This window comes from Pseudoalteromonas sp. CO325X (assembly GCF_004208955.1).
Lineage (GTDB): Bacteria > Pseudomonadota > Gammaproteobacteria > Enterobacterales > Alteromonadaceae > Pseudoalteromonas > Pseudoalteromonas ruthenica.
In genome coordinates, this window is record NZ_SGPG01000004.1 from 1 (window position 1) to 17,285 (window position 17,285).

Annotated in this window: 14 protein-coding genes; 13 read left to right on the forward strand and 1 reads right to left on the reverse strand. The window is 47.5% G+C overall.

Features of this window, described 5'->3' with window-relative positions; genetic code table 11:
• Positions 1–540 precede the first annotated feature (540 nt).
• The 5 genes from EXT46_RS01670 (at position 541) to ihfA (ending at position 6,072) form a co-directional block, all read left to right on the forward strand.
• On the forward strand, positions 541–1,587 hold the full coding sequence (locus EXT46_RS01670) for a DUF2066 domain-containing protein (protein ID WP_346428451.1): 1,047 nt from the start codon (positions 541–543) through the stop codon (positions 1,585–1,587).
• Between the two features lie 6 nt (positions 1,588–1,593).
• Entirely contained in the window at positions 1,594–2,295 is a 702-nt protein-coding gene (gene hda / locus EXT46_RS01675; RefSeq protein ID WP_026110924.1) for a DnaA regulatory inactivator Hda, read from the forward strand.
• A gap of 93 nt (positions 2,296–2,388) precedes the next feature.
• The gene (gene pheS / locus EXT46_RS01680) at positions 2,389–3,369 is read left to right on the forward strand and encodes a phenylalanine--tRNA ligase subunit alpha (RefSeq protein ID WP_022943600.1); all 981 of its coding nucleotides are present in this window, start codon (positions 2,389–2,391) and stop codon (positions 3,367–3,369) included.
• Between the two features lie 13 nt (positions 3,370–3,382).
• The gene (pheT, locus tag EXT46_RS01685) at positions 3,383–5,770 is read left to right on the forward strand and encodes a phenylalanine--tRNA ligase subunit beta (protein ID WP_130144822.1); all 2,388 of its coding nucleotides are present in this window, start codon (positions 3,383–3,385) and stop codon (positions 5,768–5,770) included.
• Positions 5,771–5,772: 2 nt separating this feature from the next.
• Positions 5,773–6,072, forward strand: coding sequence for an integration host factor subunit alpha (ihfA, locus tag EXT46_RS01690; protein ID WP_022943602.1), 300 nt, complete (start codon positions 5,773–5,775; stop codon positions 6,070–6,072).
• Positions 6,073–6,118: 46 nt separating this feature from the next.
• Here ihfA and EXT46_RS01695 read toward each other — a convergent pair whose 3' ends face one another.
• The gene (locus EXT46_RS01695; protein WP_022943603.1) at positions 6,119–6,913 is read right to left on the reverse strand and encodes a DUF2989 domain-containing protein; all 795 of its coding nucleotides are present in this window, start codon (positions 6,911–6,913) and stop codon (positions 6,119–6,121) included.
• Positions 6,914–7,212: 299 nt separating this feature from the next.
• On the opposite strand from EXT46_RS01695, the gene EXT46_RS01700 reads away from it, so the two are divergent.
• The 8 genes from EXT46_RS01700 to EXT46_RS01735 all read left to right on the forward strand — a co-directional run bounded on the left by EXT46_RS01700 (position 7,213) and on the right by EXT46_RS01735 (position 17,142).
• The gene (locus EXT46_RS01700) at positions 7,213–8,658 is read left to right on the forward strand and encodes a glyceraldehyde-3-phosphate dehydrogenase (protein ID WP_022943604.1); all 1,446 of its coding nucleotides are present in this window, start codon (positions 7,213–7,215) and stop codon (positions 8,656–8,658) included.
• A 127-nt stretch (positions 8,659–8,785) separates the two neighbouring features.
• Positions 8,786–9,913, forward strand: coding sequence for a M14-type cytosolic carboxypeptidase (locus EXT46_RS01705; RefSeq protein WP_130144824.1), 1,128 nt, complete (start codon positions 8,786–8,788; stop codon positions 9,911–9,913).
• 128 nt (positions 9,914–10,041) lie between these two features.
• Positions 10,042–11,709: an AGCS family amino acid carrier protein gene (locus EXT46_RS01710; protein WP_026110926.1), complete on the forward strand. Its 1,668-nt coding sequence runs from the start codon at positions 10,042–10,044 to the stop codon at positions 11,707–11,709.
• A gap of 66 nt (positions 11,710–11,775) precedes the next feature.
• A complete protein-coding gene (locus EXT46_RS01715) occupies positions 11,776–12,105 on the forward strand; it encodes a hypothetical protein (RefSeq protein WP_022943607.1) in 330 nt (109 codons plus the stop codon).
• Positions 12,102–12,383 (forward strand): DUF1315 family protein, encoded by a 282-nt coding sequence (locus EXT46_RS01720; RefSeq protein ID WP_022943608.1) that lies wholly within the window; start codon positions 12,102–12,104, stop codon positions 12,381–12,383. Before EXT46_RS01715 ends, EXT46_RS01720 begins: the two co-directional genes overlap by 4 nt.
• Entirely contained in the window at positions 12,373–15,081 is a 2,709-nt protein-coding gene (locus EXT46_RS01725) for a DUF349 domain-containing protein (protein WP_130144826.1), read from the forward strand. Before EXT46_RS01720 ends, EXT46_RS01725 begins: the two co-directional genes overlap by 11 nt.
• Positions 15,078–15,641 carry a DUF1439 domain-containing protein gene (locus EXT46_RS01730; protein WP_130144828.1) on the forward strand — a complete coding sequence of 188 codons (564 nt, stop codon included), beginning with the start codon at positions 15,078–15,080 and terminating at the stop codon, positions 15,639–15,641. Before EXT46_RS01725 ends, EXT46_RS01730 begins: the two co-directional genes overlap by 4 nt.
• A gap of 73 nt (positions 15,642–15,714) precedes the next feature.
• A complete protein-coding gene (locus EXT46_RS01735) occupies positions 15,715–17,142 on the forward strand; it encodes a sigma 54-interacting transcriptional regulator (protein ID WP_130144830.1) in 1,428 nt (475 codons plus the stop codon).
• Positions 17,143–17,285: the final 143 nt, after the last annotated feature.

Sequence of the window (17,285 nt, forward strand, 5' to 3'; positions counted from 1 at the left end):
GCCCATGTGAAAGTAGGTCATCACCAGGCTCCTAATTAGAGAGACCCGTTGCACCAGTGCAGCGGGTTTTTTTATGCCTGTAGAAAAGCGCTCTCCCAAACCGCCTGTAGGCAAGGCTTCAGCCTTGCAGCATCTAGTCAGGATAAATCCTGACCTACAACACAACCAAACAACTAAAAAACCAAATCTGTAGGCAAGGCTTTGAGCCTTGCATACCCCAGTCAGGATAAACCCTGACCTACAACACAGCATCACCGGTCACCACACCTGTAGGCTAGGCTTTTAGCCTTGCAACATCCTAGTCAGGATGAATCCTGACCCACAACACAGCACCACCGGCCACCACACCTGTAGGCAAGGCTTCAGCCTTGCAACATCTAGTCAGGATAAATCCTGACCCACACCACAGGGATACATCAATCACTGTTAATCGCCTATATTCAGGCTCTCTTCATAGCCGTTGTTAATCTTAGCGAACCTTTTGCTTTGTTTTAGTCTTTGCTTTAGGATCAGGGCATTATGATTGAGGTATGAAGCAACGTGATCCGTAATTTATTCCTGCTATGTGCAATGTTTATCGCCTTCTCAAGCCAGGCGATAGAAGTAAAAGGGCTGTACCAGTATCAACAGCCAGTAGATGATAAAACTCGTGCTAGCCGGGTCACGGCAAGTCAGAACGCATTATTAAATGTAGTGATCAAGGTCACGGGTGAGCCTGATGCAACGAACAACCAGGTGGTGCGGGGCGCATTATCTGATATCTCCGATTATATGACTAAATTTGAATACGGCGATAACGAAGGGCAATCATACTTAAACGTGCAATTTGACAGCAACAAGGTCAATACCTTAGTCAGAGAAGCCGGTTTGCCACTGTGGGGCAATCGCCGTCCTTTGGTGGTCATTTGGTTGGCGATTGAAGATGGCTGGCGACGGGAGCTGCTCACTGCTGATACCCACCCGCAAGTCGAGGAGTTACTGTCGGATCGTGCCTCTCGTCGCGGGCTCCCCATTGTTACTCCTTTACTCGACCTTGAAGACAGACAACATGTCGAAGTCACCGACGTCTGGGGAAATTTCAGTGACTCGCTGGACATCGCTTCACAGCGCTATATGGCAGAACGCGTTGTGTCAGCGAGACTCTATAAGGATGAACGCTCCGGAGCGTGGGAGCTCGATTGGCGCTTCACCAATGAAGATCAGTTCGAGGCCACCCGGCACAAGGGCGACAAGCAACAGGTTATTCTCGATATGGTCGACGCTCTAGCCAGTGCCCTTGCCAGTGAGTATGCAATTGATGCGGCTTCTGGTTATGATGCACAGCAGCAGATGCTTAAGCTTTATAACACCACCAGTTTTGTTGATATTGAGTATGCCTTGCGGCGGTTACGTAGCCTAAGTGTGGTCACTGATGCTAACGTCAGTCATGTTGCTAAAAAGTTTATTGAAATAAATGTCAGTCATACTGGCAGTGTTGATGACTTGCGCAAAGCACTGACGCTTGATTCCTATTTTAGTGATTATCGCGACCCAGATAAGTTTTATTACTCCACTAGCAATGACGATCTTGAGTATGCGTGGCAATAACTGATGATGCAGCATTCGCAACTGGCATTGCCTGTTACTTTACCTGATGACGAAACCTACGCCAGTTACTTTGGTGGCGAAGACTCGTTAGAGGTTAATCACTTAAAAGCGGCCTTTGAACACCTGACACAGCAATTTCAATACACCTATTTGTGTGGGTTAGGGGACTCGGGCAAATCGCATTTACTTTATGCTACCTGTATCCATGCCCAAGAGCAGGGCTTGTCCAGTATGCTGCTGTCGTTAAGTGAGGTTCAGCAGTTTGGTGCTCAGGTGTTAGAGGGGCTCGATACTCTCGATGTGGTATGTATCGACGATTTGCACTTAGTCGCCGGTGATGAGGCCTGGGAAAAAGCCTTATTCAACTTTTTTAACCGTTTTAATGAGCCGGGCAAGCTGTTGCTGATTTCCGCCGATTTATTGCCGGACATGCTTAATATTACGCTGCCGGATTTAGAGTCACGGCTGAAATGGGGCACTACCTTACAAATCCGCTCGATGAGCGATGATGATAAGGCTCAAGCATTAACAAATAGAGCGAAAATGCGCGGCTTAGAACTCTCTGATGATTGTGCACGTTTTTTATTGACGCGCTTAAGTCGGGACATGCGCGCACTACTCGATGTATTGGACACACTCGATCATGCCTCTATGGCAGCGCAGCGAAAGCTCACCATTCCGTTTATAAAAGCCACTTTAAAGCTATAGAAAGCACCGCTCAGGGCTAGAATCAGAGCGGCCCTTTGGTTATCATAAGTGGTTAAATAAACACTTTAAATTATCACCCTAGTCAGGTATCCGATGAACTTAGAAGCGATTTTGGCTGACGCCTTAAAGGCGGTTGATTCAGCCAGCGAAATCGCGCACCTAGAAGATGTGCGCGTAAACTACCTTGGAAAGAAAGGTGAAATTACCGGGTTACTGAAAACGCTTGGTAAAATGGCGCCAGAAGAGCGTAAGAGCGCCGGCCAAGTGATTAACCAAGCCAAGCAGCAAGTGACTGAAGCGATCAATGAAAAGCGTGAAGCGCTGAACGCAAAAGCATTAGAGCAGAAGCTGGCAGCAGAAACCATTGATGTCACCTTACCTGGGCGCAATATGGCCAGCGGCGGCATTCATCCCGTTACTCGGACCATCGAACGCATCGAATCTTTCTTCGGGGAGTTGGGTTTTGCGGTGAAGCAAGGGCCCGAGGTGGAAGATGACTTCCACAACTTTGATGCCTTGAACATACCTGCACATCACCCAGCACGCGCGGATCACGATACCTTCTATTTTAATCCCAAGTTGGTATTACGTACGCAAACCAGTGGTGTACAAATACGTACCATGGAAACTGAGCAACCGCCTTTGCGTATTATCTCGCCAGGTCGTGTGTATCGTAACGATTACGATCAAACGCATACACCGATGTTCCATCAGGTTGAAGGTTTGATGGTAGATACAGACGTTAGCTTCACTGAACTCAAGGGCATTTTGCACGATTTTCTTCGTAACTTTTTTGAAGAAGATATGGAAATTCGTTTCCGCCCCTCTTACTTCCCATTCACTGAGCCATCGGCAGAGGTTGATGTTAAAGGTAAAGATGGCAAATGGTTAGAGGTTCTTGGTTGCGGTATGGTGCACCCGAATGTGTTGCGTTCAGTTAATATCGATCCTGAAAAATACACTGGTTTTGCCTTTGGTATGGGGGTAGAGCGCCTTACCATGTTGCGCTATGGCGTTAATGACTTACGCGCATTTTTCGAAAATGATTTGAAATTCCTAAACCAGTTCCGTTAAGAGGTCGTGATAAATGAAATTCAGTGAAAAGTGGTTACGTGAATGGGTGAATCCGGCCATCGATAGCGACGCACTTGCGGAGCAGCTGTCAATGGCGGGACTGGAAGTGGATGCATTAGAACCAGCTGCAGGCCAGTTTAGTGGTGTGGTTGTCGGCGAAGTTGTCGAGTGTGGTCAGCACCCCGATGCCGATAAACTGCGTGTGACGAAAGTAAACGTCGGTGATGATGAGTTACTTGATATTGTGTGCGGCGCACCTAACTGTCGTCAAGGCATCAAAGTGGCAGTGGCGAAGGTCGGCGCGGTATTACCCGGTGATTTTAAAATTAAAAAGGCCAAGCTGCGTGGTCAACCGTCGCATGGCATGTTATGCGCATTTGTAGAGCTAGGTATCAGTGAAGAAGGCGATGGCATTATGGAATTGCCAGCCGATGCGCCCATTGGCACCGATTTACGTGAGTATCTAAGCCTTGATGACCATATTATCGATGTTGATTTAACGCCGAACCGCAGCGATTGTCTGGGTATTAAAGGCTTGGCTCGCGAAGTGGGGGTGCTAAACAACCTGGACGTGAATGAACTGACGATTGCGCCAGTAGCGCCCACCATTGATGATAAAGTCAGCATTGAGCTAGTTAACGAGCAAGGTTGCCCTCGTTACCTTGGTCGCGTAATTAAGGGCATCAATCTTGATGCGCAAACGCCGCTGTGGATGGTTGAGAAATTGCGCCGCAGTGGTATTCGCTCTATTGACCCTGTGGTTGATGTCACTAACTATGTGTTGATTGAGCTGGGCCACCCGATGCATGCGTTTGACTTAGCCGCCATTGACGGTGGTATTAAGGTACGCAGTGCCAATGCCGGTGAACAATTGGTTTTGCTTGATGGCAACACTGCGAAACTCAATGAATCGACGCTAGTGATAGCCGACCATAATAAAGCCTTAGCCATGGCGGGTATCTTTGGTGGTGAGGGCTCTGGGGTCACCGAGAAAACCAGCGATATTTTACTTGAAAGTGCCTTCTTTAACCCTGTCGCTATTGCCGGTCAGGCACGAAGCTATGGGCTGCACACCGACGCTTCGCACCGTTATGAGCGCGGAGTTGATTTTGCGCTGCAACGTGACGCTATGGAACGTGCTACGGCTTTGTTACTTGATATAGTCGGAGGTCAAGCTGGCCCTGTTGTTGAGGCTGTTGCTACAGAGCAGTTACCAAAGGTCACAGCGGTTACTTTACGCCGTGAACGTTTAGACCGTGTGATTGGCTATCATATCGATGATGAAACTGTGACCAATATCCTGCGTCGTTTAGGCCTAGACGTACAATTCAAAAACGGTACTTGGCAGGCCGATGTGCCCAGTTATCGCTTTGATATTCGTATCGAGGAAGACTTAATCGAAGAAGTCGCTCGGGTCTATGGCTACAACAATATTCCTAATGTTGCGCCAATGGCGAAACTTAACATGACAGCTCACAACGAAGCGTCAGTGCCGGTTAAGCGTTTGCGCGATACCTTAGTGACGCGCGGTTATCAAGAAGCCATTACTTATAGCTTTGTTGATCCTAAGGTCCAGGCTGCCATTCATGGCGATGAGCAAGCATTGCATTTACCGCACCCTATTTCAGCCGACATGTCGGTCATGCGTCTGTCGTTGATGCCGGGGTTACTGAATGCCTTGGTGTACAACCAAAATCGTCAGCAATCACGTGTACGCTTGTTTGAGCATGGACTAAAATTCATTGCTGATGAACAAGCTGAAAATGGCGTGCGTCAGCAGGCCGTGTTTGGTGGCATTGTCTCGGGCACAAGTTATGGCGAGCATTGGAATGTACCAAGCCGCGCGGTTGACTTCTATGATGTCAAAGGGGACGTGGAAGCGTTACTGGCGTTATGCAATGACAGTGCGCGCTTTAGTTTCAAAGCACAGCAATGTGATGGTTTGCACCCGGGCCAAAGTGCCGCTATCTTTGTTGATGGGCAGCAGGTCGGTTTTGTTGGTGCTGTGCATCCACAGTTGCAAAAGCAGCTTGGTATTAACGGTGCAGCCTATGTCTTTGAAATTGAAGTAGCCGCAGTGGCTAGCCGTGTTCTTCCAGAAGCTGTAGGAATATCCAAGTTCCCATCGAACCGCCGAGACATCGCGATTTTGGTGGAAGATAAGGTTCATGCTGGTGATGTTTTAGCCACTATAGAAAAAGTTGGCGGAAATCAATTGGTTGACCTAAACTTATTCGATGTGTATAAGGGCAAAGGTATCGAGCCAAATTATAAGAGTTTGGCAATTGCTCTGACACTGCAGGCGGTTGATAGAACGCTCGAAGAGAAAGATATCAACTTAGTTGTCGACAACGTCGTGGCCGCATTGGCCAAAGAGTTTAACGCATCGTTGAGGGACTAGATATGGCGCTTACCAAAGCCGACATAGCTGAACACCTATTTGAGAAGTTGGGGATCAATAAAAAGGATGCCAAAGAACTAGTTGAAGCGTTTTTTGAAGAAATCCGCTCAGCTTTAGAAAATGGGGAGCAAATTAAGCTTTCCGGCTTTGGCAACTTCGATCTTCGTGATAAGAAAGAGCGACCAGGTCGTAACCCCAAAACCGGAGAAGATATTCCTATCTCGGCGCGCCGAGTGGTCACTTTTAGACCCGGACAAAAGCTAAAAACCCGTGTTGAAGTGGGCACTAGCAAATTAAAGTAATAAAAAAGCAGCCTTAAGGCTGCTTTTTACTTTTTATGGGATTTACTTATGAGCGGGGCGAGCGGAATTGTCCGCTCATGATCTGCTCGTAAGTAGTTTGTGCTAAGGTATCTAGGCGCTCTAGGTCATGCCCGTCATCTAAGGCCCTTGCGCGCAAAGGCGCAAAATCAATGTTTTCCACGCCGGCCTGTTTGGCCACCACTGCAAAGGTATACGCCAAATTATACTGTTCTTGCTGATAAAAAATATTGACCAGTGAAGTAAGCACTTCAGGATGGGGCTGTTGTTCAGCACCATTAAGCTCAAGACTACGGTATAAGTGATCCAACGTTTTTTGCGTATCCACTTTCATGTAGTAACTGGCCAGGTAAAACTGTGCATCTCGGCTGTTTTTTACTTTTGTGTCTTCTTGCATCGACAGCAGTTTTTGCAGTGCACTATTATCGTTGTTACGCGACCAGTGAAAATACAGCAGCCCTGGATGATTGCTACCACGGGTTTCATAAAGTAAGCGATTAATTTCTTTTTGTGCCGTGTGATAGCCCTTATAACGTGAGGCGGTCTTTTCTTTAAGCTTTATGTGTTCAATTTTTGAAGCGAGATTGACACATTGGCTGTAGCGTTCAAAGTCTTTTAATAATTGGTATTTTCGCTCCAAAGTCGGCTTTTCATACTCATGAAAGCGACTGATGATCACTTCTGCGCGTTCATGACGGCAGTGACTGTCTGTGTTTAAGTCATTACACATGGCCGGAGTTTGCTCACAGACTTCCCGCACTGTCAGGCTTGAGTCACAGCCGCTCAACGTTGTAACTAAGGCCAAGCCGATAATAAGTCGCATGGTTATTCCTTTTCTTTGTATTAGTGCGCTCACACCATCATGTTATGCGCTGGAATTGACGTTACTTTTCGTCAATGGGTGTAAAACCGCTTTAGTTATTGATTTTATTGTAGCTCAAAGCGTTATAGGGAGACACCTTGTACCCAAGAGTAATGTAGAGGTGGTTATTGCTCGCGCTTTGCATTAGAATATGCCCGCCTGCTAGGAGGTATATTGTCCTTGATCACGCTCTCACTTTGTGATGACACATTCCCTCCTCGGGCTATATCCGTTCAAAACAAATTTCAAAGGCAGAAACAATGACCTCATCTCACGAGCAAGAGTACTTGAACAGCTGGCAAGAACGCCAAGACTACGCTGAAAGTATGCAACCCATCATTGGTAAACTGTATCGCAACCGTGGTATCGAAATTGCCGTTTATGGCCGTCCTCTGGTCAACGCCAGCACCATCGATATTATCAAAGCGCACAAAACCGTGGCGCAATTTGAAGATTCTAAACTACGTCTGCGCGAAAGCTACCCGGTGTTAGAAGCGATCAGCAACATGGAACTTAGCTCTGGCCGTATCGATATTGGTAAATTAGCTTACAGCTTCCTGTATAAAGATGCGGCCAAAGGTCGCTCGTTAGAAGAATTTTTAAAAGACGAGCTTGCAGAAATCACTAATCCAGGTGAGCCAAAAGCACCGCGTGATGTGGTTTTATATGGTTTTGGCCGTATTGGTCGCTTGTTAGCGCGCTTGTTAATCGAAAAGTCAGGCCCGTATGCCGACTTACGTTTACGCGCCATTGTGGTACGTGGTGGTAAAGATGGAGATCTTGAGAAACGTGCTAGCCTATTGCGTCGTGATTCAATTCATGGTCCGTTCAACGGCTCTATCACCGTTGATAATGAGCGTAATGCCATTAAAGCTAACGGCAGCTACATCCAAGTGATTTATGCCAACTCGCCAAGTGAAGTTGATTACACTGCATATGGTATTGAGGATGCGTTAGTTGTCGATAACACTGGTATTTGGAAAGATGAAGCAGGCCTAGGCCAACACCTAGAATCAAAAGGCGCTTCGAAAGTATTATTAACAGCACCGGCAAAAGGCGATATCAAGAACATTGTTTACGGTGTGAACAACCAAGATATCAAACCAGAAGATAAAATTGTGTGTGCTGCAAGCTGTACCACTAATGCCATTACGCCAACGCTAAAAGCCTTAAATGACAAGTTTGGTATTAAAAATGGTCACGTTGAGACCGTACACTCATACACCAACGACCAAAACTTAATTGATAATTACCACAAAGCCGAGCGCCGTGGTCGCGCTGCTGCGCTCAACATGGTTATTACCTCTACTGGTGCGGCGAAAGCTGTATCCAAAGCCTTGCCGGAACTTGAAGGTAAGCTAACCGGTAATGCTATTCGTGTGCCGACACCGAATGTATCAATGGCTATCCTTAACCTTAACTTGGAAAAGGGGACCAGTGTTGAAGAGCTGAATGCCTTCTTACGCGAGACCGCGTTACACTCAGAGCTACGCGATCAAATCGATTACACCGCCTCAACAGAAATCGTCTCTACCGACCTCGTTGGTAGCCGTTACGCCGGTGTGGTGGACTCCCAAGCAACTATCGTTGATGGTGAGCGCGTTGTGCTTTACGTTTGGTATGATAATGAGTTTGGTTACAGCTGTCAGGTTGTGCGTTGTATGCAAGACATGGCTGAAATTGCCCACCCAAGCTTGCCACGCTAATAAAAACCAAGTTAGTTCACAGCCGGTCGCTTTTTAGCGCACCGGCTTTTTTGTTGTTAATTGTTGCTCTGCAGGGGCTGTGCTAGTCTGCGAGCATCACTACTTCTCATGTCTGAAAGGATAAAGTATGAACATCACCAGTAATTTCGATAGTGGTAATATCAAGGTTATCGCCTGTGAATCGCCACTGGATATCCAACTTGAGATTAATAAAGACAATCAGTCCGCGTTTTTTCAATGGTTTCACTTTCGTCTAGAAACCACACCTTTCGTTGAACACTGCTTGCATATTAATAATTTAAAAGAGTCGGCATACCCAGAGGGCTGGGATGGCTACCAAGCCGTTGCGTCCTATGATCGACAAACATGGTTCCGCGTGCCTACGCGTTATGACAACGGCACCCTGATTATCGATTTTGAACCAGAGTGTTCTCAGGTGTTCTTTGCTTATTTTGCTCCTTACAGTTACGAGCGTCATCTTGATTTAATTTATTGGGCGCAAAGTCATGCTATCTGTGATGCTGAAAACCTCGGTACCACCTTGGATGGTCGTGATATGACGGTGTTGCGTATTGGCGAGCCAAGCGATGATAAGAAGGCTATTTGGATCACCGCTCGTCAACACCCGGGTGAAACCATGGCCGAGTGGTTTGTTGAGGGGTTATTGCATAAATTACTCGATGACGAGGACCCTCATGCGGCGAAGCTGCTATCTAAAGCGGTATTCTACATTGTTCCTAATATGAACCCTGATGGCAGCGTGCGTGGTCATCTGCGCACGAATGCTGCTGGTGTTAATCTGAATCGTGAATGGGCCACACCGAGCATGGACCAGAGCCCAGAAGTTTACCTCGTACTAAACAAAATGCGCGAAGTTGGATTGGATATGTATCTCGATATCCACGGTGATGAAGCTCTGCCTTATAACTTTGTTGCTGGCGGCGAGGGGATCCCAAGCTATGACGCTCGCCTCGAGGATTTAGAAAACACCTTTAAAGATGCGCTTTTGACTATAACACCAGAATTCCAAGATGAATTCGGCTATGACAAGGATGCCCCTGGTGAGGCTAACCTAACAGTGGCTTCTTGCGCCGTGGGTGAGGAGTTTAAAGCCTTGGCTTATACCGTAGAGATGCCATTTAAAGACAACGCTAACTTGCCAGATATAGACTACGGCTGGTCAGACAGACGGTCCTATCAGTTTGGGCAAGACACGTTAGCCGCCATTATCGCGGTGGTTGATAAGCTAAGATAACAAAAAGGCGCGTTTAAGCGCCTTTTTTATGCTTCATTTTAATAACAAATGCTTTAACATATTCGCAACCTTGTGAGATGCTGTCATAGTTCGCAGTTAGACATAATAATAAAAGAGGAAATATACCCGTGGATGCCCTAGGAAACTTCTTTGATACCCTCGACTCCATGCTTGGTGGTTCCGTTTGGTTCCCCTATGTATTGCTTGGTGTGGGTTTATTTTTTACGATTTATCTAAAATTCCCTCAGGTTCGCTACTTCAAACATGCCGTGCGCATCGTCTCTGGTAAATATGATAAAAAATCGCACCAGGGTGATACCACGCACTTCCAAGCTCTTTCTACTGCGCTGTCTGGAACAGTGGGCACTGGTAACATCGGTGGTGTTGCTTTGGCCATCTCCATCGGTGGCCCGGCAGCACTGTTTTGGATGTGGATGACGGCATTTTTCGGCATGACCACAAAATTTGTGGAAGTAACGCTATCGCACAAATATCGCGAGAAAACCGAAGATGGCACCATGGCAGGGGGTCCCATGTATTACATGGATAAACGCCTAAACATGAAGTGGTTAGCTATTTTATTTGCCATCGCCACCGTTATTAGCTCCTTTGGTACCGGTAGTCTGCCGCAAATTAATAATATTGCCCAGGGGATGGAAGCCACTTTTGGTTTTGAACCTATGGCCACAGGGGCCGTTCTATCTATCTTACTAGCCTTAGTGATCCTTGGCGGCATTAAACGCATCGCCGCGATTACTTCGAAAATCGTACCGCTAATGGCCGCTGTCTATGTAATTGGCGCGCTCTTGGTCATTTTCTATAACATCGAAAATATAGGCCCTTCGTTTGCTTCGGTATTTACCGAGGCTTTCACAGGCTCAGCCGCTGCCGGTGGTTTCTTGGGTGCCAGCTTTGCTTATGCCTTTAACCGAGGTGTCAACCGAGGTCTGTTTTCAAATGAAGCCGGTCAGGGCTCGGCGCCTATCGCTCACGCGTCAGCCAAAGCCGATGAGCCCGTATCCGAAGGCATGGTGTCAATTTTAGAGCCGTTTATCGACACTATTATCATTTGTACGTTAACCGGTTTAGTGATCTTGTCATCAGGGGTGTGGAACGAGAAATTTGATACACACTTTGAGCGCAGTTCAATGACCGTGCTGCAAGGGAACTACTCAGACCAAAGTGATGAAGACCGTACCGATCTCTACAACTACCTTAACGGTAACGGCAGTGACGTTGCGCCTTACAACGGCACTATCAACGTAATTAACGGCAAAGCTATAAATAAAGATTTCACCATTTTGCACTCACGTTCAGTGGCTGAAGACCTTCGTTTTGGCATTACTGAGCGTCACGTCTACACCGGTGAAGTGGAAGTGAAAGATGGCCAGATAGTCGACGACAGTATCAGTGTGATGGGTAAATCTCTGGTGCACTCCGCCGAGCTGACCACTAAAGCCTTTACGCGCGGCTTCTTGGGCGATAATGGTAAGTATATCGTGTCTATAGGCTTATTGCTGTTTGCCTTCTCCACGGCGATAGCTTGGTCTTACTACGGGGATAGGGCGATGACCTATTTGTTGGGTTCGCGCTCGGTGATGCCGTATCGCGTATTTTATGTTGCCGGTTTCTTTTGGGCGTCATTTGCCGACACCACTTTGGTATGGAAACTTGCCGCCGTAGCCATCGTGGTGATGACCTTGCCGAACTTGTTTGGCATCATGTTACTGCGTAAAGAAATGAAAGACTCCGTAAAAGACTACTGGCAGAAATTGGAAAAAGACAAGAGCAATTAAAACCAGTACAATGAGGCGCCAGAAGGCGCCTTTTTTATGGGCGCGTAGTTGCAAATAGGAGTAAGCATGGCCATCATCTCATGTCCACAGTGCCAAAAGTCGATTTCCGACAAACATCAGTCCTGTCCCCATTGCAATATCGCTCTAGAACAAATGAACGAGCAAGACCAGCGCCGTTTAGCCGCGCGAACTAAACTGCAAAAGCAACAGGGGTTGATGAATCAATCTTTCATTGCTTTGATCTTTTTCCTTGGTGGTTTCTTAGTATTGTATTGGCAGCAGCCCGAGCCTGGCTCATGGCAGCAAAATGCCTGTTACGGCGCTATCGTTCTCGGGTTTATCTGGTATCTAATTAATCGCGTTCGTTTGGTATTTTTGAAAAGAAAGAAGTTATGAATATTGAGCAGTTAGTCCAAGCAATTACTCCGCAAACCTTTGAGCGCCTGCAGTATGGTGCCGCCACTGGTAAATGGCCAGATGGGACACCCCTAAGTGACGAACAAAAACAACAAACGGTGCAGTTGGTCATGTTGTATCAAGCCAAAGTACTTAAAAGCGACGAGCAGTTCACCGTCGGTGAAAATGGTGAGCTAGTACAAAAATCCAAACAAGAACTTAAGAAGCAGTTCAAAGCAGACAATGAGATAGCCAGGTTTAGTGAAAATGATCTTTAAGCAGTTATTCAAACCAAAGTGGAAGCACCCTAATGAGAGCACGCGACTAGGGGCATTGTCTCAGCTCGATAACCAACAACATCATGCTATATTGCAGCAATTGGCCAGCCAAGACCCGAGCAGCAAAGTGCGCTCGGCAGCACTAAAAAAACTCAATGACATCGATTTGTGGTGGCAGGCTTGCCAAAGTGACGCCGAGCCGGGTATTAAGCGCTTGGCCAATCAAAAAGTGGCAGAAGTGCTATTGCATTCACCTCAGGCTTTGTCGAGCGCAGATAAAGAGCGATACTTAGAGCGTTTCGCCAATGAGAAAACGTTAGAGCAACTAGCATTAGCAGAGAAAACCACAGCAACGAAAGTTAAATTAATTAATCGCCTTAATAAACCGCAGCTCACCGAACAGGTGTTCAGAGGTGCAGACGAAGCCTTGCAGCTGCAGTTGTGTCCGTTAGTGATTAATGCCCAGTTAGCAGATAAGTTGGTTAAGCATGCTCAAGGCGAAGCGAAAGCACGGTTGGCACAGGCCATTGAAGAGCAGCAATTAGCAGCGCACATGCCACAACAGGTAGCGCAGCAGAGTAAACTCTTATTGGCGCAGCTGAACGCTTTGCGCGATAAAAACGACTACCAACTGGTCACGACTCAATACACTCAGTTCAGCCATCAGTTTGCTCAACTAGAGACGCAGTGGCTCGATGAAAAATTGCGAGCGCAAAACGATGAGAAATTTGCCGTTTTGAAAAACAAGCTTGAGCGTCATATCGCTATTCTTGGCGAACAATATGAGCGTCAACAGGCGCAACAACAAGCGCAGCAACGCAGTGTGTTGGCATTGGCCAATTTAAGCGCGCTAGCGGAAGAGATCAGCAATGCTATGGCACTGCGTTTCGATGGAAATGAGCAAATTCAAACCGATTGGTTACATGCCAAAGTAGCGCAAGCTGAAGATATGTTACAAAGCCCCGATTTGCAGCCTGGAGCTGAGCTGACTAGTCAGCGCCAAGAGCTCAAGCGTTTATTTAAGCAAGTTGAACAACTTAGTGCTTACGAGCAAGATGTGGAGCAGTTGCGGGGGCAACTAAAGGAATATCAAGCTATGGCTGTTGCTGAAACCTCAGCTCAGCTTGATGCAGCGCTTACGCGTGAGACTGAGCTTGGGAAAGAGATTCAACAGTGTTTGTCGGCCTTACCCAAAGAGCTTGCTGGCGTATGGCGCCAATCATACCAGCAAGCCAAAAAAGCATGGTTTGCGCAGATGCAGCCACTATTAGATACGCAGCAGCAAACCCTTAACCAAGCGCGCAAAAAGGCAAAAGACTTGCGTCGTTTAATTAATCAAGGTCGCTACCGCGTTGCTTTCGGCGTGTTTAATGGTTTAGAGACGCTGTATCAAGAGCTCACTGAGCATTACCGCCAACAAGTCAGTCGAGAATATGAAAGCTTGAAAACAACCTTGAGCGAGGCTGAAGATTGGCACCAGTATGCTGGGCAATCACAGCAAACGCAGTTGCTCGAGGCCGCGCTCGAGCTGGCGCAATCACCTTGTGAAGATGCCAATGAGCGTTTAGCCGCAGTGAAAAAGTTACGTAAAAGCTGGCAACTATTGGGCCCGCACGTAGAGGCGCAAGCCAAGCAAGAGTTTGAACAACAAATCGAAACCGCGTTTGCGCCCTGTCGCGACTATTTTGCTGAGCAGCAGGCACAAAAGGAACAAGCGGTGGCTGAGCGCGAGGCGTTGATTGCGCAGATGCAAACCCTCGATGCTCAAGCACAGCAAGCGGATCATGATATTGTATCTTTAGAAGCCCAATTTAATCAGCTACTAAAGCAGTGGCGCGGCGCTAAACGGTTAGAGAGCAAGCTTTATCATAAGCTCAACAAAGCGTTCAACGAAGCGCAAACGGCGATTGCTGAGCGCGTACAAGATTATTACCAGCATAATGCCAGTGCCAAAGAGGCTCTGCTTGAGCAGGCTCATCAGGCGCAGCAGCAAGATGTGTTTGCCGCCACCCATACATTGAAGGACTTGCAACAACAATGGCAGCAAGTGGGCTTCGCGGGTAAGAGTAAAGAACGTAAATTATGGATAGCGTTTCGACGTATAAATGATGCCGTTTTTGCCCAGCGTGATGAGGCCAAAGAACAGCGCCAGCAGATACATAATGATTTGCTCAATGAGCAACAAACACAGTTAGCGCAACTGCAACAACAACTGAATGCATGTAAGGAAGCTGGGGATTACCAAGAAGTGGTGCATACTGTATCGGCGCTCAATGTAGAGCGGCCGTTGCAGGATATGAAAAAGCAACTACTGGCACAAGCCCAACAGTCGCTACATACACTTCAGGCGGCACAGCGCCATGCGCACTATCGACAGCTACGCAGTGCACTGTCGCAAGGACAGGCGCTTGATAAGCGTTGGTTAAGCGACAGCACGCTAGCATTATCCGCTGAACAATTACTTGTTCGCCTAGAAGTGACAGCTAATATTGACAGTCCATCCAGTGACGCCAGTTTGCGTATGCAAGAGCAAGTGACCATGCTTGATGAAAAGCACCAAGGTGTGGCTTATGGCCTGGATGATTTGCTTATTGCCTGGCTTAACGCCGTTGGGGTTAATGAGCAACATCAATGTCTAGGGGAACAACAACAGCTTAATCGTATTGTTAGCGTGCTCGAAGCCGTGGAGAGTCAATGAAAAAGTTTTTAATCGTCGCCGTTTGGTTACTTAGCTTAGCGGGGTGTGCGTCGCACGCCCCTGTGTCGGTTTATTCGCTCAGTGCAACGCAATTGGAGCAGAACTTGCAATCTAATAGTGAGCGGTTGCAAGGTGAGGTCGAGCTTATGGGCATGCCTATGCGCATGCAAGTGAACGATGTCGGCGTTGATATTGGGCCTAAGCAACACCCTGACAGTGTGCAACTCAATGTTGATAACACTGTATTTGTCCAAGCTTTGGCATTAAAAGTTCCTGTGCGTGTACGCTTGAGTATTGCCGCAAAGCCAGTGTTCAACAATGATGACGACGCGGTTTATCTGCAAGACTTTACCGTTATTAATGCCGACGTTGATGCCATGGGATACCGAGGCAAGTTAGCACCGCTGTCGCAACAGGTGCAAGACATCGTCACGCAAGCACTACGTCAATACCCGGTCTATACCCTCAATAGCCAAGATCCGAAGCAAGCTTTGTTATCGCGCTTTGACCTTGCTCTGGCTGTCAAACCCGGTGAAATTACCCTAACCAGCGGATTATAGTCAGCCGCCTCTGTTTATCTCCTTGCCAAGCGAGTATAGTAACGATATGTCGTTACCTCGCTTGGAATGAGTAATGGAGCAATCACTCAAACACTTTCTTCATGATCCTAGGCTACTGCTTGATGCTGCAGGAGAGGGAATTTATGGCTTTGACCGCGATGGTAATGCGGTCTTTATCAACCCCGCAGCAGAGCGTATGACCGGCTGGCAAGCCAGCGAGCTCCTAGGTCAGCAGATCCACCGTTTTCACCACCATAGCCATGCTGATGGCAGTGATTATCCAGCCTGTGAATGTCCAATCTATCGCACCGTGGTTGACGGCCAACCCCGGACGATTAGCAACGAGGTGTTTTGGCGTAAAGATGGTAGTCAATTCCCAGTGGAATATACCTCCACCCCTATTTATAAAGATCAACAGCTTATTGGTGCTGTGGCGATATTTCGTGACGTATCTCAGCAGCGCAGCACTGAGCAGGCGTTACGCGAAGCACTCTCACGAGTGAATGAGCTTAGCGAACAGTTGCAGGCAGAAAATCGCTACTTACTAGAAGAGATCAATGCGCAGTGGCAAGACAGTGATTTAGTGGGTCAATCGGTAATTTTTCAACAAATGATGCAACAAATTGAGCTGGTGGCTAAAACTGACAGTACGGTACTGATCCTCGGTGAAAATGGCACCGGTAAAGAGCTGATTGCGCGACAGCTACACAATCGCTCCCAGCGTTGCAACGCACCCTTGGTTAAGGTGAACTGTGCGGCTTTTAGTGCGAGCTTAATTGAGTCCGAGTTATTTGGTCATGAGAAAGGTGCGTTTACCGGCGCTCAGCAGCGGCGCAAAGGGCGCTTTGAATTGGCGCATAAAGGCACGTTATTCTTAGATGAGGTCGCAGAGCTGCCGCTAGAGGCGCAAAGCAAGCTGCTGCGAGTATTACAAGAACAAGAGTTCGAGCGGGTCGGGGGGCAGCAAACTCTGAAAGTAGATATTCGCCTTATCGCCGCCACTAACCGCGATTTATGGGCCATGGTTGAACAAGGCAGCTTCCGCATGGACTTGTATTACCGCCTCAATGTCTTTCCGCTGCGGGTGCCAGCGCTGCGCGAGCGCATTGAAGATTTAGAGTTATTAGTGGCGCAGTTACTCAGTAAGCTATCACAGAAGCTGGCCAAGCAATTCACTGGTATCAGTGCGCGCAGCCTTAATCGTCTTAAGTCCTACCACTGGCCGGGCAATGTGCGTGAGCTGCAGAATATTCTCGAACGAGCCGCTATTCTCACGCAAGGCCCAGTTGTGCATATCGATGACATGCAATTATCCGAGGCGACGCGCGAAGAAGGCACAGAGATAAGAACCCTTGATAGTGAGCAGAAGCGCTATATTGAATATGTGTTATCTATGTGCGGTGGACGCATCAATGGTGAAGGTGGAGCCGCGCAACGGCTCGGTTTGGCACCGAGTACACTACGCTCAAAGATGCAAAAATTGGGCGTCTACCGCGAGTAAAAAATAGGCAGGGTGTCGATATATCGACAAGGGTGTCGATATATCGTTATTTTGCGTCCAGGTTCTTTTTTAACTCACTGAAATTTAAAGCTTTTAATGCTTGTTGTTATGGCACAAGACTTGCGAATACCCGCTTGTTCTCA

Excerpts from the sequence above, each read along its gene's own strand:
- EXT46_RS01700 (WP_022943604.1), top strand. The coding sequence starts at position 7,213 with ATGACCTCATCTCACGAGCAAGAGTACTTGAACAGCTGGCAAGAACGC.
- EXT46_RS01725 (WP_130144826.1), top strand. The coding sequence starts at position 12,373 with ATGATCTTTAAGCAGTTATTCAAACCAAAGTGGAAGCACCCTAATGAG.
- pheT (WP_130144822.1), top strand. The coding sequence starts at position 3,383 with ATGAAATTCAGTGAAAAGTGGTTACGTGAATGGGTGAATCCGGCCATC.
- hda (WP_026110924.1), top strand. The coding sequence starts at position 1,594 with ATGCAGCATTCGCAACTGGCATTGCCTGTTACTTTACCTGATGACGAA.
- EXT46_RS01715 (WP_022943607.1), top strand. The coding sequence starts at position 11,776 with ATGGCCATCATCTCATGTCCACAGTGCCAAAAGTCGATTTCCGACAAA.
- EXT46_RS01720 (WP_022943608.1), top strand. The coding sequence starts at position 12,102 with ATGAATATTGAGCAGTTAGTCCAAGCAATTACTCCGCAAACCTTTGAG.
- ihfA (WP_022943602.1), top strand. The coding sequence starts at position 5,773 with ATGGCGCTTACCAAAGCCGACATAGCTGAACACCTATTTGAGAAGTTG.
- pheS (WP_022943600.1), top strand. The coding sequence starts at position 2,389 with ATGAACTTAGAAGCGATTTTGGCTGACGCCTTAAAGGCGGTTGATTCA.
- EXT46_RS01730 (WP_130144828.1), top strand. The coding sequence starts at position 15,078 with ATGAAAAAGTTTTTAATCGTCGCCGTTTGGTTACTTAGCTTAGCGGGG.
- EXT46_RS01705 (WP_130144824.1), top strand. The coding sequence starts at position 8,786 with ATGAACATCACCAGTAATTTCGATAGTGGTAATATCAAGGTTATCGCC.
- EXT46_RS01695 (WP_022943603.1), bottom strand. The coding sequence starts at position 6,913 with ATGCGACTTATTATCGGCTTGGCCTTAGTTACAACGTTGAGCGGCTGT.
- EXT46_RS01735 (WP_130144830.1), top strand. The coding sequence starts at position 15,715 with ATGGAGCAATCACTCAAACACTTTCTTCATGATCCTAGGCTACTGCTT.